Here is an 18,891-nt window from a genome sequence, read left to right on the forward strand (position 1 = left end):
GAAGCCGCATATGGAATGCTAAAACATCGCCCCCATGTTCACCACAGGCCATGCACCGAAATCCTCCTGAATCTAACCGTAAACGCAGGCTAGGTTTGGTATCTGTATGAAAAGGACAAATCGCATTTTTCCATTCACCATATCCATTGATCTTCAAACCTTGCTCCCGAAAATATTGACTAGGATTGGGCAATAGCTCTCGATTAAATTTCTTTTTGAAACGATTCATTCTGTTATGCATGATTGGTTTCTCCACAAATTTTTCGAGCAGCTTCTAGCTGCAGAACCAGAGCACGGATTTCCTCATCAGATTTACCTGCAATCCTGGCAGCATTTAATTTTGCAATCTCATTAGCAGGCCAACCCACTATACGAGCACCTAAGCTAATGGGCTTTGTCCATAGGCCTTGGGAAATTCGGAGATAAAGAGTACTTCGAGGTAACCCACTGGATATTTTTACAGCAGGTAATCTTAAGATCGTGTTAATCATGTTCGTGCCTCCTTAGGCTTCGTTAAACATGATTTAATGTAAATGAGGTAAAAATTTGTCACATTATTTGTCAGAAACAAAATATATGACAAATTTATCTTATTGATTTTAAAGTCAATTATCTAATAAGTCTGTCAGAACATTTTTTATAAATTCAGCTTTGCGTTCATCTGTAACAATATTTTCTTTAACCCAATTTTTCTTAGACTCTTGTGTTATCTTTCGTCTATTTTTATGGCTTTCCACCCATATAGGGTATTTTCTAACAGCATCCTCCACCTGAGAAACAAACTCTATCCAATATTTACTTTTTGATAATGTGGAATTTTTGTCAGCAGGCAGATTCTTAGGGAAAATTACATCATATTGCGATTGCGAAATACTCAAATCTAAATAGCCAATTCGGGTAAACCTACTAAAACCTGTTTCCGAAGTTGAAGATTCCAGAATAATTTCTGCTCTTCTTGGAATCGCTCGCCGTATCTTTTCTATATCTCCAATGTTTAGTAAACGAGGAATATTTCTGCCAGTATCAATTGTATACACTTGCACTTCGCCTCTTAAGGCTTTAGGAATAACTATTTCAGCCTCATCCTTATCTAAAAGAATTAAATTTGTAGAATCCATGCTCAACTCTCTTAATATTAATTTTTAAGTAAATCTAAATAATTTGCCCAATCCTGCATCATTTTTTTTCGCTCTGATAAATGGGCAGTACGGTTATAAGCACGCCCGTTAGGATCACGAACTGCATGCGCAAGCTGATGTTCAATAATGTCTGGTCTTACTCCAAGAACTTCATCTAACAATGTCCGTGCAGTTGCTCTAAAGCCATGACCAGTAGCCTCTTCTTTACTAATATCTAATCGACGTAAAGCAGCCAAAATGGCATTATCACTCATAGGACGATCATTGCTTCTTGCAGACGGAAAAACAAAAGTGCTATTACCAGTAAGGGGTTGAAGTTCTTTTAATATAGAAATTGCTTGAGTAGCTAATGGGACTATATGAGGAGTATCTGTTTTTGTAACGATATAACTCCATTGGGCAGCATCAAAATCAATGTCTTCCCATTTGGCATGCCTTAATTCACCAGGCCTTACAAATACTAATGGAGCTAAGCGTAGAGCGCATCGAACAATCAGCGAACCCTCATAATCTTCAATAATTCGCAACAATTTACCAAAATTTTTCGGATCAGTTTGAGCTGCAAAATGCTTGGTTTTTACTGGAGGTAACGCTCCCTTTAGATCTTGGGATGAATCACGTTCCGCACGTCCAGTCGCAATAGCATAACGGAAAACCTGTCCACAGTTACTTAAAGCTCGATGCGCTGTTTCTAATGCACCACGTTCTTCAATACGTCGAATTACTGACAACAATATAGGAGGAGTAACTTCTGCTATGGGTTTATTGCCAATCCACGGGAAAATATCACGCTCAAAGCGTTGCATGATCTTATCAGCATGACTCTTAACCCAATTTGATGAGTATTTTACAAACCATTCTCTAGCCACCACTTCAAAGCTATTGGCTGAGCGTTCATCTGCCACTTGCTTCATGATCTTACGATGCTCGCCAGGATCAATTTTATCAACAAGTAATTTTCGGGCGTCATTACGTTTATCACGTGCTTTAGCAAGAGTAACATCAGGATATACCCCCAATGCTAATAATTTCTCTTTACCACCAAAACGGTATTTCATTCGCCAATATTTATTACCTTGTGGCGTTACATACATAAACAAGCCTTTCTCATCAGAAATCTTATAAGCCTTTTTTTCTGGCTTAGCATTACGAAACGTTATTTCTTTCTTTTCAGCCACTTTGGGGGTATCTCCTTTTTTATTTCTCGATATACCCCAACAAATACCCCCACTATGGTTTGGATGTAGGGGGTACTTGTTGGACAATAGTGGACATATGATAGGCGTTAAGCCTAGTGTTTACAAGAGGTTATGGATGTTATTGGAGTGTCTTGGATGGTTAATTGGTGGAGGCGGCGGGAATCGAACCCGCGACAATTTCTCGTAACTTATTGATTTATATATGCCTAATTTTCTACTTGCTAATTCTGGGGCATAAATGGGTCAATTTTGATGCTGTTTCTCTATCACCTAAAATCATAAGCCGCGATCTCACATTTAAGCCTATTAACTTCTTAAGTTTTCTGTTCCTTGCTTCTTCATTTAACGTAACATATAATTTACTTTAAGTCATATAATGTAAAAATTATGATACATTAAGGGTTAAGAAATGAGTAAAAAAACACATTTGCCCATTCCGGTACAGAAAGTTTTAAGAATATTGGGCAAGAATATTGGTGATGCGCGCCGTCGTCGTCGTATAGCTATGGAGCTTATGTCTGAACGTTGTGGTTTTTCTCGCCCCACTTTATCCAGAATTGAAAAAGGCGATCCAAACGTATCTATGGGTGCGTATGCGTCTGCTCTTTTTGTTTTAGGAATGTCTGAGCATTTGACACGCGTTGCTGATGCCTCTCACGATATTGTCGGGCGTGAACTTGAAGAAGAAAGTCTTCCTAAAAGAATCAGATCGCCACAAGGTAATAAAGGGGAAGCAAATGAGTAGCCAAGAAATTTATGTTTCGATTGAGCTTGGTGAAATAACTCACAAGGTCGGCAAGCTCTGGTTTCATCAGCGTGGCGCAAGGCAAAGTGCGTCCTTTGAATATGATCCTGAATGGCTGAAACATTCGGAAAAGTTTGCTCTTGATCCAGCTCTTCAATTAACCTCTGGCGCATTTCATACCACCCCAGACCAGATTTTATTCGGTGCTATTGGTGATTCGGCGCCTGATCGCTGGGGTCGTGTTTTGATGCGCCGAGCAGAAAGTGTGCGCGCTAAATCAATGACCGAGACAGCAAGAACATTGTCAGAAGTCGATTATCTGTTAGGCGTTAATGATGAAGCTCGTCAGGGCGCTTTACGTTTCTCACTAAAAGATGGCGGGCCTTACTTAACCCCAAAAGATAAAGAAAGCATACCACCTTTAATCAGCCTACCTCGATTACTTTCTGCAACGGAACATTATCTTAATGACGAGGAAACAGCTGAAGATTTGAAAATATTATTGGCACCAGGTTCATCTCTTGGTGGGGCGCGGCCAAAAGCATCGGTCAGAGATAAAGACGGTCATCTTGCAATTGCTAAATTTCCAAAAAAAGATGATGAATTTAACGTGGTTGTCTGGGAAGCTGTTGCCCTGACCCTTGCAGAAAAAGCGGGTATTAAAACAACCGATTGGCGTCTCGAAACAATCATGGATAAACCGGTACTGATTCTCCGACGTTTTGACCGTCACGAAGGTCGGCGTGTTCCATTCTTATCTGCAATGAGTATGTTAGGCGCAAAGGATAATGACCTCCACAGCTATCTTGAAATCGCATACGCCATCACTCAACACGGTGCAAGTCCAAACAGTGACTTAGAAGAGCTGTGGCGACGTATCATCTTTACCGTATTGATTTCAAACACAGACGATCATTTAAGAAACCATGGTTTTTTATATGAACGTCATAAAGGTTGGAGGTTGTCACCTGCCTATGATGTCAACCCAACCCCCGTTGAAATGAAAGCACGGATGTTATCAACGTCGATAGATTATGATGATCCAACGGCCTCTATTGATTTGGCGCTTTCCGTTATTAAGGAGTTTCGGATAAAAAAAACAAGAGCACTTGAAATTATAAAAGAGGTTGCGATGGCCGTGAGTGAATGGCAAGCTGTTGCTAGCCAATTAGGATTGACAAAAAGGGAGATTGATCGCATGGCCTCAGCTTTTGAGCATGAAGAGTTGAAGAGTTGAAGAGTTGAAGAGTTGAAGAGTTGAAGAGTTGAAGAGTTGAAGAGTTGAAGAGTTGAAGAAGTTATAATCTGATTTGCATCGGAAACAAATTCCAATCAAGAAATAATGAATCTTTAATCAATTGTATTTAAAGGGCTTTGTGTGAATTCAATGGCTAAAATAAGCCTTCGAATCAAAACCCAATCAAGAAAATTTACTTAAGACTATTTTTTCACTTGACCAGTCAATGGCGATGACCAGTCATTTACTGTTGTGTATCCTGCTATGGTTGATGTGTCAGGAATCCATCTACCATAATTTTTAATAATCATTTCTGTATCTTTATGTCCCATTTGTTTCGCAACCCATAATGAATTTTCGCCAGCGGAAAGCATCATAGAAGCATAAGTATGGCGAGTCTGATATGGGTTGCGGTAGCGAACTCCTGCTTTTTTTAAAATATGAGTCCAGCAGGTTTTTCGAATTTGACCGTCTGTTTCCCAAGCAGTGTTAGTGCGAGGGTTATAAAAAACACGTGCCCCCTCAAGGAAAGTAAATTTTTTTTGATTTTGCAGTGCTTCTAGTGCTGGAGGAAGTAAAAGCACATCGCGTTGACCTGATTTTGTTTTGGTGCCTTTTTCTTTTTTAAGAACCACGGCCCTTGATACCCTTACAATCCCATTTAACCAATCAATATCGCCCCATTCTAAAGCAATAAGCTCAGAAGTACGTAAACCGCTATAAAAAGCAAATTGGAATAGATTCCTTGCTTGATCTTTAGCCTCCGAAAGAATGGCTTTAATTTCTTCCTGATTAAATGGATCTACCTCCCAATTACTGCTGCGAGTTTTTTTATCAACTAACTTAGATAAAACCAATCTATCTAAAGGATTTGATGTAATCATTCCATCATTTAATGCTTGATCTAAAGTATTTCTTAATGGGGTTAGAATATTTCGTATGGTTTTTAGCGTCAATTCGAGCTTTGTCACATAATTACGAATAATCATAGATGACAGATCTTTTATAGGAATATTGCCAAATGCTGGGTATAAATGTGCTTCACATGTTTTTCTATAGCCATTAAAAGTACTGGGTTCAAGTGTTTTTTCAGCAATTTCCATATATTCTTTGAGCAACTCACCCACAGTAGATTTCACCACTGAATAGCCAAACATTTTTGACCTTTGTGAATTTGGGAAATAATCCTGATAATTAAATGTACCCAGACTAATAGCGTTTAGAATTTCACCTCTCAACCTTTCAGCATATTTAATATTTGCTTTGGTTGGTTCAATTTTTAAAGTTTCACGACATCTAACACCACGATACGTAAAATCAATTCTAATACACCTACTGGAATCTAACTCTCGAACACTTATCCCACGCGCAACCGGATATTCGTTGCTTTGTTGCCGTTTTCCACCCATCGTTCAACCTCAACTAAATTAATCCATATATTACCATCAGGCCCCACTTTACATTGTACACCATCTAACCACATACCTCGCTTTCGTTTAGCGTGAACTGCATTAGAAGTGTCCCCCGATATTTCGCAATATTTTTTTAATTTTATCCATTTCATAATAGATTACTCCACTCATGCACTAAGTTGTCTAAAATTTTTAGGAAGAGGTAAATATTTTTTAAGCTGCTTTTCTCGACTATTTATTTCAAGAATCATTTGATATAACCGTACTAATTGCATTTCAGAGGAAAAATTATGGGGTACGAAGTTTTCACTATAAATGGCACTAATATTTTTAATTGAGGAATTTGAAAGATCTGCAATATTTTTTAAGGTGTAGTTTGTAGACTCCAAAATATATTGAATAATTCCTTTATAAATTTGTAATTTGGAATGGTTCTCCATGAATAATACTCCTTTGACTATCTTGTTTAATAGCTAACTTATTCATTAAAAGTAAAATTATCCCGCTATTTTATTTGGTGGATTAACCAACAACATGATATATTGGCTATAATTATTCTATTTAAGATTATTTTAGCAGATTAATTGAATAAAATTATTCAATTAAAGATAATATACATACTATTTTATATTTAAGTCAATCTGTTTTGAATAATTTTATTCATTTGTTAGGCTATTAATGACTGAGATGACATTAAGCAATAACTTGCAACAACTCATGAGAATACATGGCAATATTTCTGTTAGTGAGTTAGCTCGGTTAACTGGTATACCTCAACCAACTATTCATCATATTCTGACGGGTTCAACGAGAAATCCACGAAAAAAGGCATTAGAAGAACTGTCTCTTTATTTTTCTGTTTCCATCAACGAATTAACCGGCCAAGAACCTCTACCTGCTGTTATTCCTGATTCAGTTAAGGAAAATTTACAGATCAGTACAATACCTGTTATAGAATGGGCATCATTAAAAACATGGCCTTCAACAACAGTCAAAACCCAAGATTCGCAAGAAATATTAATTGATAAAAAAATTGCCAAGAATTCTTTCGCATTAGTTATGCCTGATGCTTCAATGGAACCTCTTTTTCAACAAAATAGCCTTTTAATCTTTGATTCAGGTAAAACTCCTAAAGATAGGGATTTTGTAATAGTGTACTTATCAAAAGAGGAGATAGTCGCATTTAATAGATTATTTATCGAAAATAATACCTCTTATCTGCGACAGGGTTTAGAAGATGGAAGCCTTAAACTAACAAAATTAGACAAACCTAATGATCGGATTCTCGGCACTCTTATTGAAGCGCGGATTCAGTATTAAGTTGGTAATCACTAGCGCGTTCTTCATGTAACCCGAATATAAATGGATTAAAGTTTGTATGAATATCGTAATGATCTACCTGCTCTGCTTTCTTAAGATATTTAACTACCAACCAAGCAGGAAAAACCATAATGACTGCACAGCACATTTTCCATAAATAACCACAAACCATCATCCATCCAAGTTGATGATCGGTTAGCTTTCCAAAATAATTAAGCATATCAACAATTACGGTAAGCAGGGCTTGTCCTAGAGCTGTTGAGAGAAGGCTTCTCAATATAAAAAATTTCCCCTTTAGAAAAATCTTCCACTTTGAAAGGAGATAAACATTAGTCAGCTCACCTATAAGCAAACCAACTAACCCCGAACCTACGTACCTGAGTGTAGGATCAAACACAATTTCATATGCTGAAGCATTCGTGAAAAATTCGGGTGCGGGTAAATGAGATACGGTAATTACAACTAAAGAAAATATAAATTCAGCTAAAACACCAATCCAAATAAATAATCTAGGATATGCATATCCGTATACCTCACCAACAATATCACAAATACTAAAAGTGAGCGGAAATACAAAAATACCACCTGGTTCAAGCATTGTCCCGATCTGAGTTATCCTGCTTGCCAAGCACACTGTTGATAGCAAAAAAGTTAAATATAGACCGAGCAATAAGTAAGGGTATCTATATTGCTTTTTGCGAGTTAACGCATCAAAAATTTCCTTTCTCAAATGCCTCTCCTTACATCAACTATTTGCTTTTATTAACTAATTCGAATTCCTTAACTGTTTCCCTAACACCCGCCATATATCCGATTCTACTAGCATCCTCGGGTTTAAACTTTGCTATTAGATCTTTATCTTTTGAAAGTTCAGAGGGAGATTTTTTTATAGTAATTGCTTTGGATTTTGATTTTATTTCAAGCAAGTACTCATCTACTTCAGGAGTCATATGCTGAACTACAATAGAGTAATCAGGTTTTAATCGTTCTACCGTAGCCATATAAGTCAAAGTTCGAACTGTTTTAGGATCCAGATTCTCAATTAATTCATTGTCCATAATAATATCGCTGATATTTTTTTCCTTTGTATGTCGTTCAGACAATTTAATTACTGCTTTTGTAAAGCCTGTTTTTTTACATTCAAAAATATCTGCAATTTCATATTTAGGTTTCTTTGCTGTTTCAGCTACAAATTCCTTTAACATGGCAGCAAACCATTCATACCAGCTAATCCTTTCTTTCATAATCCCTCACTCAAATTACTCCAATTGCACCAATACTCTCTTTACCATACTCTGGTAATAACAAGTCTTCTGGAAATTGACCACTTCTGTTTATGTACTCAGAGTGTTCAATTGCAAAACCAGCTTTTAACAAACTTCGATCTAATACTTCTTTTGTAATCCAATGTACAAATGTAGGTAATGAACTTGCCCGTCCACTGCTTTCAAATTTTGCTGGCTCAGTAATTTCACCTGGCCATTCTTCCTCATTCTCTACTCGTCTATTGAATTCAGGAATAAAACGTTGCCAATTTCTTAAAAACGGTGTTTCGCAAACGATATATATTTTACCGTTTGGAGCTAACAGTTTTGATAATAAAGCCAATGATTCTTCTATCTTGGCTCCAGAGAAAAAATGTAGAACACGGCAAATCAAAATAGCATCAAACTGTTTCTCAGGAAGACCAATTAACTCGTTTGGCAACTCACCAGGAACAAGAATTAATTTGCTACTATCACCCGTTAATGATTTACTGGAGTCATCTGTTGTTTCCATGAAACGCTGACGTACAACAGCTAAATTTTCCGGATCAATATCATTACAAAAAACAGTTGCTCCTTTTGCAATAGCTTCCAATGTTGCCGCTCCAAAAGCGGCTCCTATTTCTAATACTTTACCCCCATGCTTAGCTGATAAAGCTGCATGCTCAATGAACCTCTGAGAAACTGGATCACATGGGGTTGTTGTAAAACCTCCAAAAGGATTATGAGTTTTCGTAAAGATACCTGTAGTCTCTCTGGTAAGTGGCGCATCTACACTCAAAACACTTTTCGGGTCAGTAACAACATTATTATCATGATCTATACTAAAGCCCTCAATTGTTGAGATAAGCCAAGGAAGATCAACAGGTGACTCTGCTTCGAGACTTAATTCATCAAATAACTTTGTTGTTTTATCAATCTGCAATTTATACGATAGGAGAAATGTAATTGTAGGAGTACCGAAATGATGCTCCCATCGCTTGGCTCTGATAATCTGAAAATCTTTTTTCAGTGATTCCGTGTTTAGATGACGATAAAAGCCTTCAAATAAAATGGTTGCTTGAGTCATACAGAGAGATTTATTCTTTTCAGCGCTTTTGATTATCTTATCTAACTCAGCAAGCAAAATAAGATTTTTTTCTGGGACACCATTGCTTTTATTGTCATTTTCAACGGATTCTTGAATAGCTTTGCAAAAATCTAAAAACTCCATTTACATCATTCCTACTTCTTAAAGTTTATGCAATATATAATTAAGACTAATTAATTTCAATAATTTTATTCAAATAATTTTGTTAGGCATGCCTACTAAAACAACCCTACTCGTGAGTTAGAGCTAGTCATATGCTAATTCGCTTGGATAGAATGCCAGCATACTAATAATAAATTAATCTAAAAAAAGAATTTTAAATAGCCCGATTCGTCATTTAAAGCCAAGATAGCCTATATAACCCCAAGCAATACAAAAATAGACTATTATTTTAATAAATATACAAATATAAAATATAACATGGCAACTAATACAAGAAGTCAATTAACGGATCTGATCGTAAAAAGATTAAATGAAACTAAAGAGCACTTGAAAAAAGAGTTTTTCCTTGAGCATCCTATAAAAATTGCCCGTTATTTTACACTGGATAACCTCCTTCCAACTGAAATTGCTGAAAAAATATACGCTAACTTTCCTAAACCAAGCCAAATGCATCTATTAAATATTCCTGGAAAATTAAAGCTAAAATACAGCCACTTAAAAGATGTATCCAGTTTATTGCAAGATATTAATTCTGCGATTCAAGATCCTCGAGTTGTCGCTGTGATTGAAGAGATAACCGAGATTAAAAACCAAATTCCTGATCCATCAGAATATGCTGGTGGAATTAGTACATTACTCAAAGGATATCGTCTTAATCCTCATTTGGATAATTCGCATGATGTAGACAGAAAACACTATCGAACAGTAAATGTCCTTTATTATGTATCCCCTAATTGGCGACTCGAAAATGGTGGAAATTATGAACTATGGGATGAAAAAATTAAAAATTGCATTGTTGTCCCTAGTCTTTTTAATCGCCTGCTTGTGATGGAAACCAATCGAACCTCTTGGCATGCCGTAAATCCAGTTTTATGTGATGCACCTCGATGTTGTGTGTTTAATTACTTTTTTTCTAAGCAATCTCCTGAAGGTGAAGAATATTTTTTCAATGGGAATTCATTTAGCGCGCGACCTGAACAAAAAATTCGTCGTGCAATCGAACGTGTCAAAAACACATTCATAAGAAGATGAGGGTTTATCAATGCAACTGGGTACACACTAGGGAGCATTGAGCGATGTTGAGAAAAGGATCAAATAAATGTTATTTGCTTTAGTTGTTCTCTTCGGTGTTATTATGGTTCTTTTTTCAGAGGAGTTTAGCAAATCCTTCAAGAATCTATGGGCAATAAAAGGAGCTAAATTACTTCTACCACTGTTTGCTGCCTCTTGGTTTATCTATACTTTTGATTTTTTGTTTGTGGGGGTAATCTTTTATTTGCATCAATTTTTGCACGATACACTGGCCTTTTTGATAAGGATTATGCCTTTTCAGCAAGGTGCAGAATCCGTAGCATTAGTCATCTTATTAACGTTCTTTTCTGTTGCCCCTGTGCTAATTATTGATTTTTTTACTCGAAAGAAAAACTATAAGGGTTATCAATACCCTTATATAACAAGTACAATAATTTGGATATTTTGCGTTGCTCTATTAATAATCATCTAATTGTTTATACCATTCACAGCACAGAACAATTTTTAAAAAAGTGAATAAACAAGAGATCGTTAGCCGATTTTAATCCATTTTAATCGAGCCATCGCCATCTCTTTTACCTAAAACATTTAATACATAGTCCCAAATGATACTTGGCACATTGATTCGCGTTCCATCAGAAGGATTAAGGTGCAAGTCGATATAGGGAAAGCTATTGTTTTCAATAATGCCAAATTGTTGCTTATGCCATGGAAGAGAAATATCCTGACAAATAAAATCAAGACCTGTAAGTGGTATATTGAGCACTTTATGTACTCGTTCCAATAACAGTTTGTTCTCTGGATGGATTAAGTCAGTAACATTACTAATTTTTGCACCACTACCTATTGTCACTTTTTTTGAAATAAAGATTTGTTGTCCTTTGTTTATTACTGTGTTAAGAGTAACTCCCTGAGTCTCTAGGACTTTCTTCAAGTAACTATTGATATTAATTTTGCGTGAATTACTACCAGCTGCAGCTTTATTCTTTTTATCGATTAACTCTGCAAAAGTACTGATACCATCACCGATCACGCTTCCAGGTTGTCGCATCACACAAGCTATTAATGAGTCATCAATAATTAATGACCGATAAACATTGCCAGGAATATGTTGTTCAACCAATACACGAAAATCAACTTGTTTTACTATTTTAATTGCCTCTTTTAATTCATTTGGTGTTTGAATAGTACAAAAGGCATGAATACTTAAGGATTCGGATACGGGTTTAACAGCAAGAGGGAATCCTAATTCAATACCATATTGATAAGCGCTTTTACTGGAAATAAAAACCTTTCCTACGGGACATGGTATTTTTTGGTTTAATAATTCCTTTTTGAGAATCCATTTATTATCGTATTTGGTATCATCGTCAAAGTACGTATTTTTTTGATAAAGAAGAGAAATAGGGGTTTGCGTAAAATAATATTTTTTGTTATTAAATACCAACATAAAATACAACGTATGTAATTGAGACTCCTTAAAATTATACAGTTCTAATCCCCTTCGTTGCGCTTCATCCCATAGTGCAAGTACGCTATTATTAAATTGGTTTCTATCAATGATATTGGTTTTGGTAAATAATTTTAATTTTTGAAAAATAGTAATGGACATCCTATTTAATAGATTATCGAAACGTAAAAAATCCTGCTCTGATAGGAGAAACGTTTTAGATAAAAAATAGATCAATGGATTGAATATAAAATAATCGAATAAACTAAAAAATTTCCTTCTAACATGACAGCGTTTTTCAGGATAGCAATGCTCACAGATTTTATCATCCATCACCGTATACTCCCTTATAGGTATGGTGTTATCTCAAAATGTAATAACGCTTTTATTTAAATCCGTCTGCTCAACCTTTTATTCCTAACAGTAGTTTTCTCAGCTATCCCAATGTACTAAGCAATTAGTTGTAAAAAGACTTACCTATGAGAAACCCTGATTTAAATCCACAATAATTATCCTCTTGATTTTTTTCCTTTCTTTTTTCTGGTGTCAAAAATCCTAAAGTTAATGTTTTTGCTTTTGGTAAAGAGGAAGTGAGCAGTTCTGATTCTTCACTCATAGCAGTTCCTTTTTCTAATTCTTTAGGTGTATCTGGTTTTTCTTCAATCTTAGGCGAAGTTTTCTTTAAACAATTGGAGTTTACCCCATGAAAATTAGTTATTCCTTGTAGCTCATCAAAATTGCGTGCAAATCCATAGGTTTGAAAAAAGTAATTAAATACGTTATCTATCTCTACTTCTGGAGAAATGATTGAATCTGCTAGAATATGGCCATTATGTGAATTGGCAAAATAAACTACAGCCGACTTGTCTTCTAAATTCATGGCCACCCACGCTCTGTATTCATTCATATCACCGGAATGATAGGCTCTGCTTGCACGATGGATACGGCCTGTTACAGAGGTAATCCATTTTAATTCACTCCCTTCGGCTAATTTATAGGACTCGGTGCATTTTTCTTTTAGCCTATTAAAATCATCCTGATTACTCTCAGTCAATTCGATTTTCTTAATCGTTCGACTAGTTTGATCTGCATAAAAAAGCGCATCATTAAATAGAATAACCGCATTTCTCTCCTCCAATAAGCCCTCGATGCAATCAAAAGAGGACTGGCTCGGATCTGTTGTCATTTTAATAAGACCGCACCCACATTGCTTATCGGTTTGTAGCCCAAAACCTAAACCCCATGCCACATGATTTCGATCCTGCTCTAATCCGTTTACCTCCATTGGCCAGTTGCCAGGCAAATGATCATGGTTCATGGATACCATGGGTTGAAATGCATACTGTAGCTCTTCATCATTCATCCAAGCTACTATAAATTTGGCATAATCGCTTGGCGTTGTATAGAGGCTATTTGCTGCCTGCGGAGATTTACTTTTATCCGTATGAAAACTGCTGTGCTTCATGTTTAACGCTTTTTCCCCAAAGATGTACTCTTGGGCAAGTGTTTCAAGATTGGAGTCAGTTAATGCTTCGATGACTTCTTGCAAGTAAGCAATTCCTGGACCAGAATAAGCGTACTTTGTGCCAGGGTCAAACTGGAATTCAATGAGCCCTTTACTCTCATCATGCGTAATAGGTAACCCTGTCGTGTGGGATAATATCATCTCTGCGGTCAAAAGCTTGGTCTTATCTTCATCTTCTTTGCGGAATTTTTTTAGTATATCTGGAAAAACTTGATAGAGAGGGGTTTTCAAATCAAATTTGGCGTTAAATTGTCCTAGGCCAGGTTGGGCTTCATTCGCGTTATTGGCTGCTATTAATTTTAATACCAAATAGGCAAATACAGGTTTACTCAGTGATGCAGCTCCAAAAACTGTTTCAGGAGTAACTTCCATGGAGGGACTGGAGTGAAGATGGTCTGTAATCGAGGTAATCTCACTTAATTGATCATCGGACAAGATATCTATTTGTTCATCTTTGGCAAAACTTTTACGTAATTCTTCTAACTGATATTCATCCAACTCAATCTTATGAAGTTTATCCTTCGATTTGTTATAATAAAGCAAACCTTCTTCAGTAAGGATGTAATACGATTTATAGAATTTGCTTTGCTCTTCCTTAATTTTAGCCACGGGCATCTTCAATAACCCACATTGGGTTGAGCTGACAGTGCCTTTAACGAGTGGTGGAGAAATAATTCCTTCATTATTTACCGTGATAACCGATATTCCTGGAATACCGGCTTTTTTCATCACCTCTTCCAATGTCATTTTTGATGTAGGAGCAGTTGCTTTTTGTTTCTTCTCTATAATTGGCTGAAATGCAAGATCGAGAAAGTGGTATGCAACGTATCCTCGTTTTGTGTCAAATTCAAGACGAAAATTGAGATTGTTTTCTGGTGAAAAAATATTCTTACCCACAGGAATAAGCTTATAACTTTGTCCAAATGATTGAAGCTTGAGTGACTCTCCTTCAATGGTTATTTCATGAGGCCCATACTTGCCCGTATATTCCTGTAATTTTTCTTTTCCTACCGCAATTGGGTGGTCCAAATCATTTAACCACGCGAGGTGTTTTTCAATCTGCTTCTCAGATTCTAAATCTTGCACCAGTGCTTGATTGAATTTGATTATGGCGGTTTTATAATCACCTTTTAATTCTGCTTTTATTCCCTCCTGTTGCTCTTTCCAACCTGGCTTATCATAACACTCAATGTGTTGTGTCAGTTCAACCGTGTATTTAGGTTCCAATTCAATGGCCTTGAGCAGTTGGATTTTTGCAGTGACATAATCGCCTCGTGACTCAGCCAGTAAGCCTTCATGTCGTTCTTTGTAACCCGGTTTATCATAGTGCGTATAATCATATTTGCCACAAAGATAATCGAGGCCTTTTGTTAAACCAACATGAGGAGTTACTAGTTCTTTGACAAGAGATAACCCATTTTGGCTGTTCGCAAAATAACAAATCGCTGAACCATTTTCAGGGTTTATTGCAACAAATGCCTTCGCGCCTAGTGTGTCTCCCCAATGAAATGCCAATGTTCCTTCTTCTGTTTTTTCTAAACCCCATCCTAATCCCCAAAATACGGATTGTAACACTTCTTGAGGGATCTCTTTCTTTCTTGCTGTTTCATCTTTTTCTGTTGAGACGAGCTCGTTCATTGCTGTCTTTCTCAGCGTTTGCTCTTTGAGTAGTGCCATGACAAATTGTGCATAATCATATGCTGTAGTTTGTAACGACCCAGCAGCAGTTACTTCGTCTCTATACGGTTGGGGCTGCATCAGTTCATTATGACGGGAGGCAAATTGTGTTCCTGGCTTAAAACGAGCACGTTCAAAGTGACTGTTTTTCATTCCAAGTGGTGTAAATACATATTCTTGTGCAAGCGTTTCAAGACTTTTACCTATTTTTGATTCAATTACTTTCTGTAGATAGTGATACCCTTCTCCAGAATAATGGTATTGGTCACCCGGTTTGAATTGGAACTCAAGTTGATTAGTACCAGGCTCCCAGTTAGGCAAACCTGTTTGATGCGACAAAATCATTTGTGGTGTTAAAGACGCTACTTTTTCTCTGTCCTCACTTTTAAAGCGCCCATAATCTATTTCAGGCAATGATTGGGTCAGGAAGTCTGGTGGTAGTTGATCTTTTTCTATTAGCTTTAATACTAAATAAGCAAACAATGGCTTGCTCAAGGAACACGCCTCAAATACAGTAGATTCATCAACACAATCTCCAAAATCCATATCAGAAATACCAAGAGCACCGCTCCAAGAAAGTGTTCCATCAGAAATAGTAGCAATGGATACTCCAGGAATGTAGGCTTTGTTCATCAAGTCGTGCAACATCACTTTTTTTTCTGAATCAACGGTTGTTAAAGAGTGTTGCTCTTTTGCTCCACCTGTTTTTTCATGCTCCGTTTCTAGTTGAGGTTTTGTTAAAGGATGTTTAAACAATAAGGTTTGATCACCACGGATGGAAAGGATTTCCACGAGATCTCTTTTGAAACTTATTTTGAACGATGGATCCTCTTCAGGAAGAAATTCGGCCTCTGATATTCGCACAAGCTTTGTTTCACTATTAAAACGCCTACAGATTAAGCTGCCTTCTCTTAGGTAGATCTCTGCTTCATCGTTATAATTTCCTACAAAAGTTTCCATTGGAGAGGTAAATACTGTTTTTTCTGGAGAGGAGTTTTGATGAACTGCATTCGACCATTCCAAACGCCTTAACTCAATGGCCTTTTCAAAATAATCTCTCGCCTCTTCAAGCCTACCCTCATCTTCACAAATCTTACCTGCAATGGTTTCTTGCCATCCGGCCTCATCACTTTGACTAAAACTCATATATTTAAAGAGCTCTTGCATGTCACCAATAGGAGGTAAATCAGGAGAGTTCAAAATTTGAGTTGCAATACTCATCCCATTTTCTGAATTCGTAAAAAATACCGCGCCCTTTTTTTCTGTAACATTTAGTGCAATAAACGATCGTGTATTAGGATTTGCACCCCATTGATAGGCGATGACTGCATCTTTATTTTTATAAATATGCCAACCTAACCCACACGTATTCGCGATGCTGTAAGCACCTCTTGACTCAAATGCTTGTTTTATTATTGGATCATCCATACTATCCAACCAAGCACTCATCAATTTTGAAAAATCATTGGCCGTTGTAAGCAGTGATGCGGCAGAATGAAGTGGTGGCTCTATTTCTAATATGGGAGTCGGTTTCTCTAGTTGAGTATGAACCACTACAATATTTTTGCCGTCCTCTGGTTGTGGCTTGAACGTAGAGCGATTCATTTTTACGGGGTCAAACACATACTTCTTAGCCAGCTCCTCTAAATTTTTACCCGTTTTTGTCTCGATGACTGTTTGTAAAAAAAGAAACGCTTCACCTGAATACGAATATCCACTACCTAGATCTGATCTAGGATCAAACGTTAGTGTAGAAGATAAATTTGGAGACCAATTGGGCAAACCTGTAGTGTGTGACAATACATGTCGCGCTGTTAATTGCATCGCTTTTTCAGGATACTCACCATTGACCTTGAATCGCTCATATTCCTGACCTTCTTGCTGCAGAATAGAAAGTAATGGCTCATCCAAATCAATTTGCTTCTCTTTGACCAGCTGTAACACCAAATAAGTAAATACAATTTTACTCAGTGAAGAGGCTGGAAATCTCGTATTACCCCCTACGGTATTTTCAGTACCTGTGGATTGAGCATTTTTTTTGCCAAGAGCAAGAGAAGTTTTTACCAATCCGTGTTGGTGTTGTTCATTGGATTCAACATAAGCATAACTTACAGCGGGAGTATGCGCAGAATCGATTATTTTTTGTAGTTGCCCTTTATTAAGGGCAACAGTTGTGAGTTCCTGGTGAAGCATTATTTTTTTATCATGCATGTTTTTTCGGTCTATAATGGCCTTTTTTGAGTCTTCTACTCGTTTTGCATCACCTTCATTTTCAGGCAATATAACGGGAAATTGACTCACCGTATCCAGATAATTTTTAAGTGCTGTTGGTGGTTGGCTATGATTGATGTATTCATCAGCAATGAGAGAGTATGTCCAAAAATCTCTGAGATTAAAACTAAGCTCACCCCGATGCTCTTGGATAATTTTATCTATTTTTTCAAAATCACCATGCCGCGCATAGGCAAGCATTCGTTCTCCTACTGATAATTCTTGAGCGATTCTAACTAAATCGGTTGAGTCGATTATAACATCATGAATAACAGGCTCTAAACCAAGTTTCATAGCGCATACATTAACTGCCCTAATGTTGGCCGGTGAGAAATAAGCATGAGTAAAATTAACAAAACCAGTCAAATTGACTTCTTTTCCAGAATGTAATGCATCAAATAACTCGTTTGTGTATTTTCCAGTATCGTGCTTAATCGCACTGCCTATTTTAAACTGCCAATCACCCTGTTCGTCTTTAAAAAAAAGAATGTTTTCAAACCCCATAGCATCCAGGATAATATTAGTCCTTTGATAAAAATCACGATAATGATTTAAAAATTCAATCATGACTTCCCGAAGCTTAGGATCATTATCCAAACGGTGCAAAATAGCACCGATTCGCTCATCAATGAACGCATAATCATTAAGCTCAAAATCTACTCCAGAGCCTTCTTTATAAATAAGTGCTTTATGTACCTTATCAAATAAGTCCTGGTTGTGCTCCATTAAGTAAATATCAAGTTCTGCAGGTTCTATTTTAAAATCAAATTTAACTTTAGATTTGAAACATTTTTCGTATGGAACGATTGATAAAGCTGCTTCTTGAGGCTCCTTTCCGGGAAGTTGTACCTGATGAGTAATATGTTGTTCCCGAATGCATCGTTTTTTCCCTTCTTTGTCAAAGCACTCATATAAAACAGCATATTTTTTCTCTAACTCTTCAAGTTCCATAGGGTTAGGATTTTGTTTCATTAATTTAATAACAAAAGGCGCATCTGGAAATCGATAAAGTATGTGAGTCCCACCTTCAGCGATGCGCTCGGCCTTAGTTAAATCAATTGCACCGGATTCAGTCTTTGGTACTGAATAAACAAACTCTTGCTGTGCCCATTCACCAGACGTTTTGTTCACTGATAAAATTTGAGCGATTTCTGTATTGGATGTAGACATAATAAAAAAACAAATATAGGAGTATTGCGCACATTTTAAACTAAAAAAATTGAGCTCACTTTGGGTGGTCATTTTTTTACGGTTTTTTTACAGCTTAAATGCTTTTTTATGATGGGCCACTATGGCGCTCTGGCTCATCAACTAAGATGGGCATAAACTGACACCTTACCGAGCAGCGAGTCATTTTTATCTTGCGC

The 18,891-nt window shown here is 36.8% G+C and carries 16 protein-coding genes; 5 read left to right on the top strand and 11 right to left on the bottom strand.

Annotated features, from left to right (window positions below):
- The 4 genes from LDG_RS04340 to LDG_RS04355 form a co-directional block, all read right to left on the bottom strand.
- The coding region (locus LDG_RS04340; protein WP_050805520.1) for a CHC2 zinc finger domain-containing protein at nt 1-241 on the bottom strand (241 nt) is incomplete at its 3' end.
- Complete coding sequence (locus LDG_RS04345) at nt 234-491, bottom strand: helix-turn-helix transcriptional regulator (RefSeq protein ID WP_040534471.1); 258 nt, start codon at nt 489-491, stop codon at nt 234-236. The genes LDG_RS04345 and LDG_RS04340, both read right to left, overlap by 8 nt.
- A gap of 114 nt (nt 492-605) precedes the next feature.
- Nucleotides 606-1,118 (bottom strand): hypothetical protein, encoded by a 513-nt coding sequence (locus LDG_RS04350; RefSeq protein ID WP_006869942.1) that lies wholly within the window; start codon nt 1,116-1,118, stop codon nt 606-608.
- 17 nt (nt 1,119-1,135) lie between these two features.
- Complete coding sequence (locus LDG_RS04355; protein ID WP_006869943.1) at nt 1,136-2,317, bottom strand: tyrosine-type recombinase/integrase; 1,182 nt, start codon at nt 2,315-2,317, stop codon at nt 1,136-1,138.
- Nucleotides 2,318-2,747: 430 nt separating this feature from the next.
- Here LDG_RS04355 and LDG_RS04360 point away from each other — a divergent pair, with 430 nt between their 5' ends.
- A complete protein-coding gene (locus tag LDG_RS04360; protein ID WP_006869944.1) occupies nt 2,748-3,083 on the top strand; it encodes a helix-turn-helix domain-containing protein in 336 nt (111 codons plus the stop codon).
- Entirely contained in the window at nt 3,076-4,320 is a 1,245-nt protein-coding gene (locus LDG_RS04365; RefSeq protein WP_006869945.1) for a type II toxin-antitoxin system HipA family toxin, read from the top strand. Before LDG_RS04360 ends, LDG_RS04365 begins: the two co-directional genes overlap by 8 nt.
- A 203-nt stretch (nt 4,321-4,523) precedes the next feature.
- On the opposite strand, the gene LDG_RS04370 is transcribed toward LDG_RS04365, so the two are convergent.
- Nucleotides 4,524-5,729, bottom strand: a complete 1,206-nt coding sequence (locus tag LDG_RS04370; protein ID WP_040534473.1) for a site-specific integrase — start codon at nt 5,727-5,729, stop codon at nt 4,524-4,526.
- Nucleotides 5,730-5,899: 170 nt separating this feature from the next.
- Complete coding sequence (locus tag LDG_RS04375; RefSeq protein WP_006869948.1) at nt 5,900-6,172, bottom strand: hypothetical protein; 273 nt, start codon at nt 6,170-6,172, stop codon at nt 5,900-5,902.
- A gap of 238 nt (nt 6,173-6,410) precedes the next feature.
- Between LDG_RS04375 and LDG_RS04380 the strand changes: the two genes are divergently transcribed.
- Nucleotides 6,411-7,052 (top strand): LexA family protein, encoded by a 642-nt coding sequence (locus LDG_RS04380; RefSeq protein WP_006869949.1) that lies wholly within the window; start codon nt 6,411-6,413, stop codon nt 7,050-7,052.
- Here the strand turns inward: LDG_RS04380 and LDG_RS04385 are convergent.
- From LDG_RS04385 to LDG_RS04395, 3 genes are read right to left on the bottom strand one after another with little or no spacing between them, the layout of a single operon-like run.
- Nucleotides 7,027-7,782: a queuosine precursor transporter gene (locus LDG_RS04385; protein WP_006869950.1), complete on the bottom strand. Its 756-nt coding sequence runs from the start codon at nt 7,780-7,782 to the stop codon at nt 7,027-7,029. The genes LDG_RS04380 and LDG_RS04385 overlap by 26 nt on opposite strands.
- A gap of 19 nt (nt 7,783-7,801) precedes the next feature.
- Nucleotides 7,802-8,296 (bottom strand): hypothetical protein, encoded by a 495-nt coding sequence (locus LDG_RS04390; RefSeq protein WP_040534476.1) that lies wholly within the window; start codon nt 8,294-8,296, stop codon nt 7,802-7,804.
- A 10-nt stretch (nt 8,297-8,306) separates the two neighbouring features.
- A complete protein-coding gene (locus tag LDG_RS04395) occupies nt 8,307-9,530 on the bottom strand; it encodes a class I SAM-dependent methyltransferase (protein WP_006869952.1) in 1,224 nt (407 codons plus the stop codon).
- Nucleotides 9,531-9,827: 297 nt separating this feature from the next.
- Here LDG_RS04395 and LDG_RS04400 point away from each other — a divergent pair, with 297 nt between their 5' ends.
- Nucleotides 9,828-10,601 (top strand): 2OG-Fe(II) oxygenase, encoded by a 774-nt coding sequence (locus LDG_RS04400; protein ID WP_006869953.1) that lies wholly within the window; start codon nt 9,828-9,830, stop codon nt 10,599-10,601.
- Between the two features lie 67 nt (nt 10,602-10,668).
- Nucleotides 10,669-11,073, top strand: coding sequence for a hypothetical protein (locus LDG_RS04405; RefSeq protein WP_040534478.1), 405 nt, complete (start codon nt 10,669-10,671; stop codon nt 11,071-11,073).
- A 69-nt stretch (nt 11,074-11,142) separates the two neighbouring features.
- Here the strand turns inward: LDG_RS04405 and LDG_RS04410 are convergent, their stop codons facing one another.
- Together LDG_RS04410 and LDG_RS04415 are read right to left on the bottom strand one after the other, a co-directional pair.
- On the bottom strand, nt 11,143-12,384 hold the full coding sequence (locus LDG_RS04410; protein ID WP_006869955.1) for a hypothetical protein: 1,242 nt from the start codon (nt 12,382-12,384) through the stop codon (nt 11,143-11,145).
- Between the two features lie 124 nt (nt 12,385-12,508).
- Nucleotides 12,509-18,694 (bottom strand): serine hydrolase domain-containing protein, encoded by a 6,186-nt coding sequence (locus tag LDG_RS04415; protein WP_040534555.1) that lies wholly within the window; start codon nt 18,692-18,694, stop codon nt 12,509-12,511.
- Nucleotides 18,695-18,891 lie beyond the last annotated feature (197 nt).

Origin of the sequence: Legionella drancourtii LLAP12 (assembly GCF_000162755.2) — a bacterium.
Classification (GTDB): domain Bacteria; phylum Pseudomonadota; class Gammaproteobacteria; order Legionellales; family Legionellaceae; genus Legionella; species Legionella drancourtii.